Below are 15,739 nucleotides of genomic sequence, written 5' to 3'. Positions count from 1 at the left end.
GGAATGACCGTGCCAGGCCCGCCAGTCACAGTCGGTTGCAGCGTGGTGCTCACGCCCGGAGTGGCCGGGCCGCCGGACTCCGGCGTCATCACCACGATTACGCAGGTCATCGCCACCGCGGGCGGCATGCCGCTGGCCACCGCCGGCAGCCTCTGCAACATGGTGAACTCCGTCTCCGGGGCGCCGTACGTGCTGCCCATCGGCAACGGGGGTTCCACCGGCGTCGTCATCAACGGTCAGGGGCTGGTGCGCGTGGGCGACCAGATTCCGAGCGGGCCGGGTGTGCTCGCCATCATCGGCCCGCCGGCAGCGCCATACATTACCGATACGGGGGCTCCGTGATGAAGCGACGCACGGCACAGGATGTGGCCCCGTACATGGGGAAGGACCTGGAGCTCGACTACGCCTGGGGCCAGGGCTTCTTCGAGGACGCGGACCTGGCCACGGGCCGGCGCGGCGCGCTCAAGGACCTGGGCGTGGTGGAGGGCGTGGACGCGCTGACGCAGGCCATCGCCAACCGGCTGAAGACTCGCAAGGGCGAGTTGGCCCCGCTGGGCCACCCGGACTACGGCTCGCGGCACCACGAGTTGCTGGGCGAGCCCAACGTGGAGCGCACGCGCAACCTCATCAAGCTGTTCATCCTGCAGGCGCTGGCGCAGGAGCCGCGAATCGAAAAGGTCCTCAAGGCGGACGTCCGCGCCGAGCACGAGCCGCCCCGCGAGACGGTGCGAATCGAGCTGCTCGTGCGCGTGGTGGGCCAGCCGACGCCCCTCAACCTCGTCGTGCCCTTCTCCCTGGAGCCCCGGCCATGAGCTACGCCGCGGAGCCGTATGCGCAGTTCGTCGAGGACCTGCTCCTCTCGCTCACCGGCGGCGTGGCCCGCGAGCGCTTCGTCTTCCTGCCGGAGAACGCCCCCTTCCGACTGTCCCCACCGGGGCCCGTCGTCCCCAGCACCCTGTCCGTGTTCGGCCAGGTGGACGGGGACTTCTACCGCTTCGTCCTCGACACCGACTTCACGCTCGACACTGACGGCGGTATCGAGTGGCTGGCGAGCCCGGACGGCACGCCCGCCGCGGACGCGGTGTGGCCGGACGAGGGCACGGCCTTCTTCGCCAACTACGACCACCGGGGCCCCTCCGGCGCGGCGCCCCGGCTGAATGACCGCAACCCGGGCAGCGTGGTGCGCCTGCTGTCGGAGAGCTTCGCCCGCGAGTACGCCGTCGTCTCGCGGCAGCTCGAGGGCGTCTACGAGGCCGGCTTCCTGGACACCGCCACCGGGCGCGACCTGGACAACCTGGTGCGCCTCGTCGGGCTGGAGCGGCGAGATCGCACCTTCGCGACGGGCTCGGTGGTGTTCAGCCGCGGGAGCCCCGCACCCGCGGACATCTTCGTCCCGGAGGGCACGCGCCTGTCCACGGCGGAGCCTCCGCTGGCGGAGTTCGAGACCACCGAGGACCGCACCCTGCACCGGGGCAGCCTGTCGGTGGAGGCACCCATCCGCGCGCGAGACAGCGGCCCCCTGGGCGTGGCTCCGGCGCGCTCCATCTCCGTCATCCACCGGCCCATCCTCGGCATCGAGTCCGCGGCGAATCCGCAGGGCACCCGCCTGGACGGCGACCCGGAGACGGACGAGGCCCTCCGCGCGCGGGCCCGCCGGGCGCTGGAGACGGCGGGCCAGGGCACCGTGGGTGCGCTCAAGGGTGCGCTGGCCACGCTGCCGGGGGTACGCGAGAAGGACATCCTGCTGGAGGAGGATCCGCTCACCCGCCCCGGGCTGGTGACGGTGAGCGTGGCCGCCGAGCTGACGCAGGCGCTGGCGGAGCGCGCGGTGGACCTCATCGAGAGCACCCGGCCCGTGGGCGTGCGCGTGCTGCACCACCTGAGCGTCACGCCGCCGCCCGAGGTCGTCACCCCGAGCGCGAACCTCGTCTCGGAAATGGAGGGAGACCCGCAGGACAGCCTCGACGGCGAGGGCCTGTTCGCCCCGGTGGTGGCCCGGGTCATCCTGGTGCCCGGCTCCGCCCGGCTGTCCGCGCAGGACCGGACCGCGCTCAAGACGCTGGCCGAGGAGACCCTCCGCGTCACCGTGGCGGACGCGGGCGTGGGCGAGGCGGTGGTCTACAACCGCGTCGTCGCCGCGCTGATGGGAATCGACGGCGTGGTGGACGCGGCGCTGGAGCTGTACCCGCCCTCCGCGCCGAATGGGCCCCGCCACCGCAACGTCTTCCCCGGACGCACGCGGCGTCCGTCCGTGGCGACGAAGGACGGAGGCAGCATCGAGGTGCGCGTCGCCGGCGAGCTGCTGGGCCTGGAGGTCGTCGTGGGCATCACCTTGCTGGGCGCGGGCGCGCTGGGCGACACCGCCGCGAACCTGGACGCCGCGCGCTATCAAATCATGGCGCAGCTCCGGGACGGCGTGGGCTCGCTGACGAACCTGACGGCCGCCGCGCTGCGCGGGCTCATCACCCCGCCCGAGACGTTCACCGTGAATACCCTCAGCTACACGGGTGAGTACGTGACGGCGGGCGTGCGGCTCAATGGCGTCAGCCCGGCGCTCACGCTGACGCCCCAGGAGCTGGCCTGGATTCGCAACGTGAAGGTGACCTCACCGTGAGCACGCGCCCCCTGCAGATCCTCCAGCGCTTCCCCGCGCACCTGGAGGCCGCCCGGCCCGGCAAGCAGCTGGGCGAGGCGGTGGCGGCCCTGGCCGGCGGCCTGGATCTGCTCTCCTCGGACCTGGCCGGCGTGCGCCGCGCGCACCGGCTGGCGGACGCGGACACGCTGCGGGATCTGCTGCTGCTCGGTGGCCTGCACGGCATCGACCGCACCCAACTGGACCTCCTCTTCCTCCGCGTCGCGAAGGTCCTCGCGCTGGCGCAGGCGCTGGAGGACGCCGTGACGGCGGGCGACACCGCCGAGCGCGACGCCCAGGCACAGGCCCTCTTCGAGCTCTGGGGCACGGAGACGCCCGGCGCGCTGCTGCCGAGGTACGCGCCCCCGGCCCAGCCGGCGAACCTCAACGCGGCGGCCACGGCGCTGGCGGCGGCCGCGCGGCGCAGCGTGACGTTCCGCAAGGTGCTGGACGCGGCCCGCGAGCGCGTCCGGGAGATCTGCCGCATCCACGGCAACGGCAACATCACCGTGGGCTCGCTGCTGGAGGCCGCGACCAACGCGCTGGACCTGGAGGTGGACACCGCCCGGAACGCGCAGGTGCTGGCGCAGATTCGCGAGGCCGGCAGCACCACGCTCGACCTCACGCGCACCGACGGCTACTTCCACAGCCTGGACCGCTACCGGCACGTCACCTTCGTGAAGGACCGGCTCCGCCCCGAGCCCGTCCCCCGGGGCGGCAACCTGCCTCCCCTGCCCCTGCCCTACGCCGAGGAGATTGTCGGCGTGGAGGAGAACCCGCTGCGCCGCGAGGAGCGAGACCTGGGCCCGCGTCCGCATGCGGACCTCTTCAGCGTGTCCCGCCGCGGCTTCTCTCAGGCGGAGCTGGAGGTGCGCATCGAGGGCCTGGGCGACCACACGGTGGGGCCGCACCTGGTGAACCGCGACGAGGGCTGCGGCTTCGGCTTCGCGGGCTCGGTGCCGGACGGGAAGCAGCTGGTGCTCACCGAGGAAGGCACCCTGCGCCTGGACGGCGTGGACGTGACGGACCGGGGCTACTCCTGGAAGGGGGCCTGCTTCGCGGACGCCACCGCGCCGCACACGCGCGACTTCGTGTTCGCCGGGCCGGGCCTTGCGGAGGGCGCGCGTCCCCTCACCTTCGCCGTGGCCACGCCCCCGGGCACGCTGGACCGCGACGCGGTGTTCCCCCATCCGGCGGTGTCGCTGGAGGTGCCCGGCATCGGCGTGGGCGACACGCGCTTCGCCTTCTTCGTGCAGGAGGCCCACCTGTCCTTGCGCCAGGGCACCGCGCCGGCCTTCACCGTGCGCCGGGTGACGCCCTACTTCGCCATCGGCTTCGCGGACCGCTCGGTGTTCGCGCCGCCGCCGAATCCCCACCCGGACGCCGCGAAGCTGAAGCTGGCCTGGCGCGAGCACCAGTCCTACGTGGTCCGGGTGTCCATTCCCCCGCGCTTCGACGCGCTGGACACGCCCGAGGCCACCGCGCTGGAGCGGGTGGCTCGCGCACTGGAGCGCTTCCGCTCGGCGGGCGTGCTCATCGAAACGAAACTCCTGGACGACTCCTGGATCCTCGGCACGGGCGTACTGCCCCTGCCCGAGGGAGACCCGACACTTCGCATCCTGGGCGGGACCGTGGTGTCCCCCGTGCCGCCCGCATCCTGACGGACGAAAGGAATCATCATGGCGCTCAACCCCTTCATCGCCCGGCACGTCAACCCCGGAGAGCCACTCACCGCGCAGGCGTGGAACGACGTGGTCGACGGCGTCGACGGCCTGCACAAACACCTGGCGGCCTCCAGCCACGCCGTCCGGGTCACCATCACCACGCCCGGGGTGGACCTGGCCACCGTGCGCGTCACGGCCACGCGCACCGGCGCCCCTCCTGTCGAGGCCGTACGGCCGGTGTCGACGGACACCACGTACTTCATCCCGGGCCTCGTGCCCGGGGCCTACACCGTCCGCGCCGAGGCACCGGGCTACGCGGTGGCCACCGGCAACGTCACCATCACCGAGGCGGCGGGCGACGTCTCGCTGGACCTGGCGCTCACGGCCACCCATGTCCCCATGCCCACGGTGTTCGGCATGACCCTGACGCAGGCGCGCACCGCGCTGGGCGCGAAGGCCATCACCGTGTCGCGGCTGCTGGACACGCAGGGCAAGGACCTGCCGCCCTCGACGCCCGGCCCTGAATACGACTTGTCGCTGGTGCTGGTGCAGTCGCCGCCTCCGGGCACTCTGGTGCCGGTGGGTGGCAGCACGGTGGCGCTCGCCGTGGCGGTGGCGCCGAAGATTGAAACCACCGTGGAGGTGCCGTCGATGGCGGGCCTCACGCTGGTGGAGGCGAAGAAGGCCCTGGAGGCGATGGGCCTGGTGCTCGGCAAGGTGCAGAACCTTCAGAAGTGAGAGGCGACCATGGCGACCCGAAAGACAACGAAGACGCGCTCGGGCAGCAGCACGGGCGGCAGCGAGAAGACGCCCACTCCGGCCTCGCGGACAACGAAGCGCGCCACCACCGCGAAGCCCACGACAGGCACGCAGCCCACGGCGGAGCTGACGGCAGCGCCGCAGCTGGCGGCCGCCCAGCCCGCCGCCTCGGACACGAAGGCGACGGCAACCCGGACGCAGGTGTACACGGCGAGCCTCGCGGGGGCTGTCGAGGTGGGCTCGAAGGCCGCGGAGACCGTCATCGTCCGCGACGGCGTGGAGGTGAGGTCGCCGAGCCTGAACCTCACGCGGGTGGAGGCGTACGTCGAGCGGCTCAAGCCCGTCGTCGCGTTCAGCACGCCGCGCGTGGTGCAGCAGAGCGTGAAGCCCGGCACGCGCGTGGCCAAGGGCACCGTGGTGGACCTGGTGCTGGTGCCGCCCACCAACATCGAGCTGGGCCTGGTGGACCGGGCACACACCGCCTTCGTCCACCGCACCGTGGACCAGGTGGCGCCCATCGTCGCGCAGGCGCGGGACATCCTGGAGCGCAAGCAGACGGCCGCGGAGCTCAACGACAATGAGCGGCAGCTGATGTACAGCATCTTCAGCCAGGCGGAGATCGAGGTGAACGACGAGGAGCCCGCCCTGTCGCTGGACGCGGCGTACCGGGTGCTCCAGGGCGCGAAGGCGTACAGCTGACCCATGGCTGCCTCGTCCTCGAATCCAGGCGGCATCCTGGCTGACGTCGCGGGCGCCTCCGGCGTGGTGATGGAGGCGCAGCTGGCGGCGTACGCGTACTCGCAGCCGATTGCCATCATGGAGGTCCGGCTCGCGCCACAGCGCGTGGCGAACGGCACGGCGACCGCGGCCCTGGAGGTGAAGCTCCCGGGCAACGCGCTGGTGCGCGAGCTGGACGTGGTGGTGCAGGCCGACCGCGCCAGTTGGAGCTCGCTGGGCTCGGTGGGCCAGGTCCGCAAGCAGGAGGGACCGGAGAGCACCCTCTCCGTGGTGGTGGACTTCGGGACTCCGCGCACGGTGAGCGCGGTGGCGCTGGTGGGTGACAGCTACCTCGTCAGCCAGAACGAGCCGGGGGGCTTCCTCTCCATCGTCGGCGTGCGGACGTGGACGGGCAGCGCGTTCGCGAACAGCTATCTCTATCCTCCGCCGTACAGCGACGACGCGGACGACCCCAGCACCGCGGTGGCGCGCTTCACCGCCGAGGTGCGCACGGAGCGGCTGCTGATCGAAATCACCTCCAGCAAGCCCGCGGGCTTCACCGATGCCGTCGCGGCGTCGCGGCTGGCGGTGGAGCTGCCCTCGCTCCCCGGAGACCTGGAGCTGCGCATCGACGGAGGCGCGCCGGTATGGACGTTCCCCGGGCCGGTGCAGCCTGGGAGCGGGCCCGAGGACTTCAAGAAGGTGGGCAACGCCACGCAGCAGACGGTGTCACTGCGGGACGCCTTCGCGAAGCTCACGGGAGACCCGGACCACCCGGAGGAGCGCACCTTCCACCTGGAACTGCTGGCGCGGCAGCCCGGCCAGCTCTCGTTGGCGGCGGGGCCTCGCAAGGTGAGCTACCTGGTGCGCACGCCCCTGGAGCCCGAGGACCGCAAGGACCTGGTCTTCGCCACCGAGGGCGTGCAGGACGTGCCACTCACCCTGCCCTCCGGCACGAAGAAGGTGGAGGAGGTGCGGCTCACTGTGGCCGGCGCCCTGCCCTCCGAGCGCGGGCTGCCCCCGGTGGGCCCCGCCGTGGCGCCAGAGGCGGACCTGGTGCTGGATCCGGAGCGGGCCGCGTGCGTGCGCCTGACGCCGGCCGCGGGCTTCACGGAGCTGACCGGCGTGCGGCTGCCGCTGCGCGCGCGGGCCGGCGGCGCGGAGGTGCGGGTGCTGCTGCTCCAGCACCAGCCGGACGCGTCAGCCGGGGGCACCGCGGGCGCGGCGATGGAGGGCGCGTCCGCCAGCAAGCCGGTGGTGCTGGAGCCACCGGCCTCGGGCGACACGTCGGACACATGGACGCTCTTCGAGTTCCCCAAGCCGGTGGCGCTGCGAGGCGACGCGCCCTGGGCCGCGGTGCTGGTGGGCCGGGGCACCGTGGAGTGGGCCCTGGGACGCTACGGAACGGGCGAGACACCCCTGCCCCTTCGACGGGGAGGTCCCACGGGGCCGTGGGAGCCGCTTCCCGCGGCGCTCACCCTCTCCGGCACGGTGGGCGGGCGCGTGCATGCGCTGGGGCATGCGCGCAACGACTCGCCCGTCGCGCCGCCGGTGAGGCTGCTGCCCGTGCACACGGGAGCCGCCGCGCCCGTGGCCGGCACGCCGGAGGTGCGCACCACGCCCACGGCCCGAGGCGTCACCGCGCTTTGGCCGCCCGAGGGAAGCACCTTCGCGCTCGACGTCACCGGGAAGACGGCGAGCGTCCGCATCACCAGCCTGACCGCCGGCACCGTCACCGTGAGGGACCTGGTCGCCGTGGTGTCGAAATAACCGAGTCGCATCAGGAGCCCGTACATGGCCGAAGACGCGCGCAGTCGATTCCTGGAGGGGCTCCGCGTCACCGCGGACCACCTCGAGCACATGCAGAACCGGCTGCGGGACAGCGTGCTGGACCTGCGTCGCACGGTGGGCCTGGGCCGCGTGGCCTGGGGCTTCAAGGTGGAGGCCGAGGACGCGGTCGTCCTGTCGCCCGGCGTCGCCTTCGCGCCCGGAGGCGCGCGGCTGGCGGTGGAGACACAGCGGACGTTCCCCCTGCCCGTGGGCGACGGCCCGTGGCGTGTCGTGCTGCGAGCCCAGGAGAGCGACCAGGCCAACCTGCGCCTGGGCGGCGTGGCCACGCTGTTCCTGCTCACCACCACGGTGGCGCTGGAGCTGGACGACGAGGCGGACCTGGGGCCGGATGCGCTGGTGGTGGCGCGGCTGAGCAGCGGAGATGGAGTCTCGGTGGAGCAGGACCCGTCCATCTTCGCGGCGGTCGGCAACCACGCGCACAGCGGCGAGTTCGTGCAGGACGAGCAGGGCCACTGGCACTTCGACGGCGCGCCGCTGGATATCGAGCTGACGCCCGGCCCACAGGGCCTCCAGGGCGAAACAGGCCCGGCCGGCCCCACTGGACCGCAGGGCCTGAAGGGAGATCCGGGCGCGACAGGGCCGCAGGGTCTCAAGGGTGACGCCGGAGCGGCGGGACCCCAGGGGCCACAGGGCCTCACGGGAGCCACGGGCGCGACGGGACCCGCCGGCCCCAAGGGAGACACGGGCGCCATCGGTCCTTCCGGCACGCAGGGCCTCACGGGAGCCACGGGCACTGTTGGCCCACAGGGCCCGAAGGGCGACACCGGAGCGGTGGGGCCCACGGGCCCGGCCGGAGCCACGGGGCCTCAAGGCGTACAGGGGCTCACCGGAGCGACAGGCCCTCAAGGGCCCCAGGGACTCAGGGGTGACCCCGGGGCTCCCGGCGCCACGGGAGCGACGGGTGCCACGGGAGCGACAGGCCCCATGGGACCGATGGGGCCCACGGGGCCACAAGGCCCAGCGGGCGTCACCGAAGACTACCCGTGGATCGACGAGATCAACTGGCCGCACGACGCGACCGGCACCTTCAGCCTCCTCGAGAAGCTCCAGGTGAGCCTGAAGTCGGAGCTGGCGTCCCGATTCATCGAGCGCATGCCCCGCCTCATCCAGGTCTGGCTGGAGCCCCACTCGGATCCGTCGAAGCCCCTGGCTCCGACCCAGATCCTCACGCTCCACGGCACGGCCTTCGCCGACGGCCAGACCGTCTTGTCGTGGTCGATGAGCGATGACTCCACGCTGGTGCAGCAGGCCATCCCCCACGGATGCCGGGTGCTCATCCGCATCCACCTGGGGACCATCTGCGACTACAAGGAGCGCGTGTACTCCGCGTCGACGGAGAGGCTCCTCGGCGTGGCGACCCCACACCTGCCGGGTGGGGTCTTCGAGAGCTGGTTCTTCATCGCCAGGAAGGGCGTCGTCATCAAATAGCTGTAGCTGGCGAGGCGGCCGCGAGGGCCGCTCCGTCAGTGCTCTTCGTCGTGCGGGCCGTGCGCGTGGCCGTGCTCGAGCTCCTCGGCCGTCGCGGCGCGCACGTCGCGCACGGTGACGTCGAAGTGGAGCGTCTTGCCGGCCAGCGGGTGGTTGAAGTCCACCAGCACCGTGTCGCCCTTCACTTCCTTGATGAAGAAGTCCACCTCGTCACCGTCCGGGTCCGTGGCGCTGAGGACGCCGCCGGCCACCAGCTCCAGGCCCTCGGGGAACTCGGTACGGGGAACTTCCTCGAGGCCATCCGGGTCGTAGTCGCCGTAGCCCTCGTCGGGGGTGACGACCACCTGGAGGGTGTCGCCCTTCGACTTGCCTTCCAGCACCTTCTCCAGCCCGGGGACGATTTCCTCGTACCCTTGCAGGTAGACGAGCGGCTCTCCGGGCTCGCTCTCGTCCACCGCCTTCCCGTCACCGAGGTGGAGCCGGAAATCGATGGAGACAACGCTGTCCTTGGTAATTTTCATGGGGCCCTCATAGCGCACGGCGATGGCACATGCCTCAATGATGTGCCTGTCTGACAATGGGGCGAGCGTCCCTCCCCGGGCTTCTGTTCGATTCCAGCGATGGGGGAATGCCGGACGGGCTGCCCGGCCGATGCGCGGAGGGAATGCCCTGGAGTGGGACCGCGAGTCCGGCAGGCCCACCACACCCGGCCCCACGGTGCGAGTGCTTCGAGCCGCGCGGTGCGCGACTCAGGCCTCGGAGCGCTGGGGCCGCGCGGGCAGGTCCAGCGAGTACGCCCCGGCCATGCGCGCGAGCCGTGCCTCCAGCCGCGCGACACGGCGCCGGTGGTCCTCGGGCAGCTCGGCCGCCGCGGCGAGCCGCGCGTGCTGCAGCGCCCTCGGAAGGTCCTTGAGGGCGTGCTCGTAGAGCTTGGTCAACTCCAGGTGCAGGGTCGCGGCCTGGAAGCCTCGCGCGGCGTTGAGCGCCTGGTGCAGGTGGCCGGCCGCGGCCGTCGGGTCGCCCGCCTTGCGTGACAGGCGGGAGGCCAGCGCCAGGGCCTCGACACCCACCGTGCCGTTATCCCCCGCCGCCGCGGCCCGGGCGAAGGCCTGCGCCCGCGAATAGTCCCGGGCCCGGAGGGCGACCCCCGCGAACCCCAGCAAGTCACGTGGGTCCTCGCCCGAGGGCACCGAGGCCCCCGCGCTCCCCGCCCGGAAGCGCCGCACCAGCTCGCCGAGCAGCGCGGCCAGGAGCAGCAGGTCGTTGACGTTGTGCTCCAGCACGGGCGTCAGCGCCGAGCCGTCCCCTCCCCGCAGGAAGCGGAAGTACAGGTCGGGGATGAGCGCGCCATCCACGTCGCCGACGCGGCGGTGCCCGAGGACCTGTTCCTCCATGTGCACCAGCCGTGCGCCGGAGTTCCGGTGCTTGAAGACGCGGCGTGCGCAGTGCAGCAGGTCCAGGTGGGGAAGCTCGGCGGGCGCGGGGACGCGGTTGAGGACGAAGCGCGTGCGCAGCAGGGGCCAGTCGAAGCTCTTGCCGTTGAACGTGACGAGGCACGAGGACCGCGCCATGCGCTCGGAGAGCACGCGCAGCATGGGGGACTCCTCGCCCAGCCGGCGCAGGAAGAGCTGGTGCACGCGCAGCGAGCGCCCCTCGAACCAGGCCAGTCCCACGAGGAACGGCACCGTGCCCGTTCCACCGGCGAGGCCCGTCGTCTCCGTGTCCAGGAAGAGCATCCGCTGGAAGTCCACGCCGGCCAGCTCCGCTTGCAGCGCGAGGCTGGCGACGAGCTCGCCCTCGACGTCCAGCGCTCCCGCCAGCGGCGCGCTGCCGTGGCGGTGTTCCGGGGAAAGCACGCGCTCGGAGACATGGACGGTGCCGTGCGGCGTCGTGCGGGCCTCCACGGGCAGCGGGCCGGGAGGCGGCGGTGCGGGCACCGCGGCCCGGCGCGCGGAGGAGGTCTCCTGCCGCTGCGACCAGTCCGCGAGCATCCGGCGCAGGGCGGCGACGCGCGGGTCCTGGGGACGCGAGGGCTCGGCGGGCGCTCCGCTCGCTTCACTCGGAACAACTTCGGGAGCGGTGACAGGGACCGAGCCCGCGTTCCAGCGCGGCACGGCGGCAGGGGCGGAGCCCACGTCCTGGCGCGACTCACCCCGGGCAGCGATGGAGGCATTGCTCGTATCCGCGTGCGGCTCTCCCGTGGACGGGCTGGCACCTGGAGCAATGGCGGAAGCGGGAGTCACCTCCTGGCGCGACTCCGTCCAGCCAGCGGACGGCGCCGACGGACCGCCGCCCTGCTCCTCCGTCACGGAGGGCTTCGCCGGAGTCCTGCCCCCCGGGCCCACACCGTTCAGCCGTGCCAGCTTGCGCTTGAGGTCCACGGGCTCGCCCTCCGCCTACTGCATGCCCGCGACGCCGAGCGCCGAGAGGAGCTCCAGCCCCAACCGCTTGCGCGGGAAGGGCTCTACCGGCGCGTTGCCAGGCGTCGTCCCGGTGGCCGGACCGATGCAGGCCGGACACCCCTCTTCGCACGCGCAGGACTCCAGCAGCCGCCGGGCCCTCAGCAGCAATTCGTCCCGCTGGTCATACAGGCGCGCGGCCAGCCCCACGCCGCCGGGCACGTTGTCATAGAGGAAGATGGTCGGGTCGAAGCCCACGCCACCATCCTTGCGCGGAGGCCCCTCGGCGTCGTCCCGGTTGCCGAGCGTCTTGCCCACGTCCCTCGGGTCGATCATCAACCCCACACACGCTACGGTGCGCAGGGCGTTGGCCACGCCGCGAAGCGCGTCGATGACGGCGGGCCGGGGCGCGCGCATCGAGCGCACCACCGACTCCGGCACCGTCAGCCAGAGCGCCGTGGTGTGCATCTGCATCTCCGGCAGGGCCACGTCGCCGTAGCCCACGTTCTCGTGCGTGTGGAACTTGATCTTCTTGTAGCCCACCACCTTCTCGATGACGCTCACCTCGCCCATGCCCGCCTGGAGGTCCGGCCCCATGGGCGCGCCCTGATCCTCCTGGATGACGTGGACGCGCACGTAGGTCATCGCGTCGGTGAAGTAGTCCGGCGCCACCTTGCGTACGAAGGCCTTGTGGTTCTCGTAGTCGAACTTCTCGACCTGGAACTGCTCGCCCTCGTGCTGGTAGATGGCCTGCTCGTGCAGCATCGTGTGCGCCGAGCGGAAGTCCATCTCCGCCAGCGTCCGGTCCGTGCCGCGCTCGATGATGACCACGTTGTCCCATCCCACGCTGCGCAGGGACACGTGGTTGGCCGGGTACGCATCCGTGGACCAGTGGAACACCCGGCGGCCCGCCTCGCCCACGGTGGGGTGCACCACCTCGTGCTGCGCGAGGAAGCCGAGCGCCTCCGCCGTGGACTCGGGCGGCACGTCCCCGAAGGGCTCGCCTTCCTCGAACGGCAGCTCGAAGGACGCGCACTTGAGGTGCTGGACGAGGATCTCCACGTTGTCCGGGTCGATGCGCGCGTGCTCCACGGGCGCGCCGATGAGGAAGCGCGGGTCCGAGGCCATGTACTGGTCCAACGGCGCGCTCGACGTCACCAGGAGCGCCAGGCTCCCCGCGCCGCGCCGCCCTGCCCGGCCGAAGCGCTGCATCAGCGCGGCCACCGAGCCCGGGTAGCCCGCGCACACCACCGCATCCAGCGAGCCGATGTCGATGCCCAGCTCCAGCGCGTTGGTGGCCACCACGCAGCGCACATCGCCCGCGCGCAGCGCCGCCTCGGTGGCGCGACGCGTGCCCGGCAGGTAGCCGCCGCGGTAGCCCTGGATGAGGGACGGGTCCAGCTTCTCCTCGATGAAGCGATCTCGCAGGTACTTGAGCATCACCTCGATGTTGTTGCGCGACTGGCCGAACAGCAGCGTGGACACTCCCGCGCGCACCAGGTCAGCCGTCAGGCGCACGGCCGTCTTGAGGTAGCTGGCGCGGATGCCCAGCTCCGCGTTCACCACGGGCGGGTTGAACACCATGACGCGACGCTCGCCGGAGGGAGCACCGCTCTCCGACACCAGCGCCACCTCGCGCCCGAGCATCCGCCGCGCATGCGCCTGCGGGTTGCCGATGGTGGCCGACGCGGCGACGAACACCGGATCCGCGCCATGGAAGCGCGCCACGCGCTGGAGGCGGCGCAGCACGTTGGCGAGGTGCGAGCCGAAGACGCCCCGGTACGTGTGCAGCTCGTCGATGACGACGTAGCGGAGGTTGGAGAACAGGCGCGCCCAGCTCGCGTGGTGCGGGAGGATGCCGGTGTGCAGCATGTCCGGGTTGGTGAGCAGCACGCCGCTGCGCTCCCGGGCCGCGCGGCGCGCATCCGCCGGAGTGTCCCCGTCGAAGGTAATCGCGCCGTGGTTCAGGCCCGCCTCGCGCATCAGCGCTCGGAGGGCCTCCTCCTGATCTCTGGAGAGGGCCTTGGTGGGGAACAGGTACAGGGCGCGGGCCTGCGGCTCGCGGGCGAAGCGGTCCAGCAGCGGCAGGTTGTAGCAGAGGCTCTTGCCCGAGGCGGTGGGCGTGGCGATGACCAGGCTCTGCCCCGCGCGAGCCAGGCGATACGCCTCGGCCTGGTGGGAGAAGAGCTGGTCGATGCCGCGCTTCTGGAGGGCCTCGCGCACCTGCGGGGCGACGTCCTCGGGAATGGGCGCGAAGGAGCCGACCCGGGCGGGTGTGGCCTCGTCGAGCGCGAAGTTGGGCCAGAGCTGACGGTCCGAGCGCCACCCCTGGAGGACGGCGTCCAGCCCGCGAGGCGCATTCCACGGAGTGCGCCGGGACCCGCCGAAGGCGTCGGTTTCCTTCTCAGGCTTCATGGGTCGGGCACTGTACAGGCGTACACCGGGGCGGACAACGCGAGATGCGCGGCGGCTCCCCAGCAGCCGGGTCAAGGGTCCGTCGGGGAATCGGGACCCGGACGCGGGCGGGAGGCCAGCCGCCCCTCCTCGAGCGCCGTGGCGACCCGGAGGACATGAATGGAGTCCACGCCGTAGGCATCGCGCAGGGTGTCCTGGAGGCTTGCCTCCGCGCCCTTCTGTACGGGCAGTTTCTCGTTCAGGCTTTCCAGGAAACGTTCCAGCTTCTGCTGCACCCGTGCACACGACTCGTCGTTCAGGGTGGCGAAGGCCGCCGCGCCCTGCGCGCCTCCGACGAGCGCCACGGCCGGAGCCACCTGCCAGTCCAGGGCGAACAGCGCCTTGGCGAGCAGGATGCGGATATGGCGCTCGGCGGTCTGTCGCACCCCGGGATACTCGGGGTCGCGGCCGCAGGCGCTCATGTTGAAGCGGTGCTGACGCTGGAGCCCCAGGAGGTGGCGCTCCTCGTCGGTGAAGATCTGCCGCTCCAGGTGCTCACGGCTGGCCGGTTCTCGCGGAGTACTCACCGGAGGGCGTGCGATGTGCGGCCCTGGGGTGTGGTGCCGCACCTCCACTGCCTGCTCCGGCTCGGAACGCGGCGTGGACGCGCCCAGCTCCGGACAGGGAGTGATGACACTCCCCGCACTCACCTCGATGCACCTGCGCAGCAGGTATTCCAGCTCCCGGATGTGCGTCTCGAAGGGATGCCGCACCAGTGCGGTCACGAGCGAGGGAGAGAGGCGGGGATGACCATCCATCCGAGCGTTGGAGAAGAAGCGCTGCGCGAGGGAGGGCATGCCCGCGGCCATGCGCCGCAACAGTCCGCGAGCGATGAGAGGGATGTCCTCTGGGCGCGCATCCAGGCCCGGCAGTCCAAGACGCACCGCGAAGCGCGCCAGAACGTCGTGCCGAAGCACCTCGAGCGGGCGGTTGGTTGCCGCGAGCAGACGGAAGTTCGCCAGGCGCTGCCTGGACTCGCCCAGCCGCTGGTACTCCCCCTGGTCCAGCACCCGGAGAAGCCGCGTCTGGAGTGCCACGGGAAGCTCACCGATTTCATCGAGGAAGAGGTATGACCCATCCGCCTCACCGATGAGTCCGGGGCGCTCCGGCGCTCCGGTATTGGGGTAGTGGCGCGCGCTCCCGAAGAACTCCGCGTCGATCAGCGTTTCGGGAATGGTCGCCGCGCTGCGCGCCACGAGCGGTCGCTGGCGCCGGGGAGAGAGCGAATGGATGGCGCGGGCGACCAGTTCCTTGCCCGCGCCGCTCGGGCCTTGCACCAGGATGTGGGTGTCCTGCGCCGCAGCTGCGGCAAGCTGGCGGCGTAACGTCCAGACCGCACAGCTCTCACCGATGATCCCATGCGCATCCGCGTCTCCAAACTCGGGAGCACACCCTCCGGGAGCGTCGGGCTGCACGGGAAGGACCGCCGGACGCTGGGTGCACAGCAGCACGAGCTGCTGCTCGATCTCGATGACGTCTCCCTGCGAGACCTCCACCTCGTTGACCAGACGCCCCTGGTGCAGCAGCCTGCGCTTGCCGATGTTCCGAATGCAAAGAGTGCCCGGAGCCGGCTCCTGGATGAGGAGCTGTTGGCGCGAGATGCGGCTGGAGCGCACCGGACCGGCGAAGACCGACTCGCCAGGCCGCTGGCGCATGGGCTCCAGCCGCTCCCCCGGGTCTTCAGGTACCCCATGCCCCCGACCGAAGAGCCACGAGCGGTCCGGACTCCCCGGAGGGATGAAGAGAACCTCTCCAACGCGCTCAGGTTCTTCGGAGGACCAGAGCACGACAAGCGCCGGCCGAGGCCCGTGAGCCGAGAGCTCGCCGGCCGGGGC

The 15,739-nt window shown here is 71.9% G+C and carries 12 protein-coding genes; 8 read left to right on the top strand and 4 right to left on the bottom strand.

The annotated features are described in order from the left end of the window. Positions 1-3: 3 nt before the first annotated feature. From G4D85_RS33420 to G4D85_RS50410, 8 genes are read left to right on the top strand one after another with little or no spacing between them, the layout of a single operon-like run. Positions 4-342 carry a hypothetical protein gene (locus tag G4D85_RS33420; protein ID WP_240359647.1) on the top strand — a complete coding sequence of 113 codons (339 nt, stop codon included), beginning with the start codon at positions 4-6 and terminating at the stop codon, positions 340-342. Continuing rightward, complete coding sequence (locus G4D85_RS33415) at positions 342-812, top strand: GPW/gp25 family protein (protein ID WP_164018119.1); 471 nt, start codon at positions 342-344, stop codon at positions 810-812. Before G4D85_RS33420 ends, G4D85_RS33415 begins: the two co-directional genes overlap by 1 nt. Next, entirely contained in the window at positions 809-2,614 is a 1,806-nt protein-coding gene (locus G4D85_RS33410) for a baseplate J/gp47 family protein (protein WP_164018118.1), read from the top strand. The genes G4D85_RS33415 and G4D85_RS33410 overlap by 4 nt, the downstream gene beginning before the upstream one ends. Further along, positions 2,611-4,293, top strand: coding sequence for a hypothetical protein (locus G4D85_RS33405; protein ID WP_164018117.1), 1,683 nt, complete (start codon positions 2,611-2,613; stop codon positions 4,291-4,293). Before G4D85_RS33410 ends, G4D85_RS33405 begins: the two co-directional genes overlap by 4 nt. 18 nt (positions 4,294-4,311) lie before the next feature. Beyond that, entirely contained in the window at positions 4,312-5,034 is a 723-nt protein-coding gene (locus tag G4D85_RS33400; protein WP_164018116.1) for a carboxypeptidase-like regulatory domain-containing protein, read from the top strand. A 9-nt stretch (positions 5,035-5,043) separates the two neighbouring features. Continuing rightward, positions 5,044-5,754, top strand: a complete 711-nt coding sequence (locus G4D85_RS33395) for a hypothetical protein (protein ID WP_164018115.1) — start codon at positions 5,044-5,046, stop codon at positions 5,752-5,754. Between the two features lie 3 nt (positions 5,755-5,757). Continuing rightward, entirely contained in the window at positions 5,758-7,542 is a 1,785-nt protein-coding gene (locus tag G4D85_RS33390) for a hypothetical protein (RefSeq protein ID WP_164018114.1), read from the top strand. A gap of 24 nt (positions 7,543-7,566) precedes the next feature. Next, entirely contained in the window at positions 7,567-9,051 is a 1,485-nt protein-coding gene (locus tag G4D85_RS50410) for a collagen-like domain-containing protein (RefSeq protein ID WP_275900334.1), read from the top strand. Between the two features lie 35 nt (positions 9,052-9,086). Here the strand turns inward: G4D85_RS50410 and G4D85_RS33380 are convergent, their stop codons facing one another. The 4 genes from G4D85_RS33380 to G4D85_RS33365 all read right to left on the bottom strand — a co-directional run bounded on the left by G4D85_RS33380 (position 9,087) and on the right by G4D85_RS33365 (position 15,559). Continuing rightward, positions 9,087-9,572, bottom strand: coding sequence for an FKBP-type peptidyl-prolyl cis-trans isomerase (locus G4D85_RS33380; RefSeq protein WP_164018113.1), 486 nt, complete (start codon positions 9,570-9,572; stop codon positions 9,087-9,089). A gap of 228 nt (positions 9,573-9,800) precedes the next feature. Then, the gene (locus tag G4D85_RS33375) at positions 9,801-11,432 is read right to left on the bottom strand and encodes a ribonuclease H-like domain-containing protein (protein ID WP_164018112.1); all 1,632 of its coding nucleotides are present in this window, start codon (positions 11,430-11,432) and stop codon (positions 9,801-9,803) included. Positions 11,433-11,447: 15 nt separating this feature from the next. Beyond that, positions 11,448-13,865 (bottom strand): DEAD/DEAH box helicase, encoded by a 2,418-nt coding sequence (locus tag G4D85_RS33370; RefSeq protein WP_240359646.1) that lies wholly within the window; start codon positions 13,863-13,865, stop codon positions 11,448-11,450. Positions 13,866-13,936: 71 nt separating this feature from the next. After that, the gene (locus G4D85_RS33365) at positions 13,937-15,559 is read right to left on the bottom strand and encodes a sigma 54-dependent Fis family transcriptional regulator (RefSeq protein ID WP_164018111.1); all 1,623 of its coding nucleotides are present in this window, start codon (positions 15,557-15,559) and stop codon (positions 13,937-13,939) included. Between the last annotated feature and the right edge of the window lie 180 nt (positions 15,560-15,739).

Source organism: Pyxidicoccus trucidator (assembly GCF_010894435.1).
Classification (GTDB): domain Bacteria; phylum Myxococcota; class Myxococcia; order Myxococcales; family Myxococcaceae; genus Myxococcus; species Myxococcus trucidator.
Note: the sequence above shows the minus strand (reverse complement) of the source record. Positions and strands in the feature narration are given on the sequence as shown.

Excerpts from the sequence above, each read along its gene's own strand:
- G4D85_RS33420 (WP_240359647.1), top strand. The coding sequence starts at position 4 with ATGACCGTGCCAGGCCCGCCAGTCACAGTCGGTTGCAGCGTGGTGCTC.
- G4D85_RS33380 (WP_164018113.1), bottom strand. The coding sequence starts at position 9,572 with ATGAAAATTACCAAGGACAGCGTTGTCTCCATCGATTTCCGGCTCCAC.
- G4D85_RS33400 (WP_164018116.1), top strand. The coding sequence starts at position 4,312 with ATGGCGCTCAACCCCTTCATCGCCCGGCACGTCAACCCCGGAGAGCCA.
- G4D85_RS33395 (WP_164018115.1), top strand. The coding sequence starts at position 5,044 with ATGGCGACCCGAAAGACAACGAAGACGCGCTCGGGCAGCAGCACGGGC.
- G4D85_RS33370 (WP_240359646.1), bottom strand. The coding sequence starts at position 13,865 with ATGAAGCCTGAGAAGGAAACCGACGCCTTCGGCGGGTCCCGGCGCACT.
- G4D85_RS33415 (WP_164018119.1), top strand. The coding sequence starts at position 342 with ATGAAGCGACGCACGGCACAGGATGTGGCCCCGTACATGGGGAAGGAC.
- G4D85_RS33410 (WP_164018118.1), top strand. The coding sequence starts at position 809 with ATGAGCTACGCCGCGGAGCCGTATGCGCAGTTCGTCGAGGACCTGCTC.
- G4D85_RS33390 (WP_164018114.1), top strand. The coding sequence starts at position 5,758 with ATGGCTGCCTCGTCCTCGAATCCAGGCGGCATCCTGGCTGACGTCGCG.
- G4D85_RS33365 (WP_164018111.1), bottom strand. The coding sequence starts at position 15,559 with ATGCGCCAGCGGCCTGGCGAGTCGGTCTTCGCCGGTCCGGTGCGCTCC.
- G4D85_RS50410 (WP_275900334.1), top strand. The coding sequence starts at position 7,567 with ATGGCCGAAGACGCGCGCAGTCGATTCCTGGAGGGGCTCCGCGTCACC.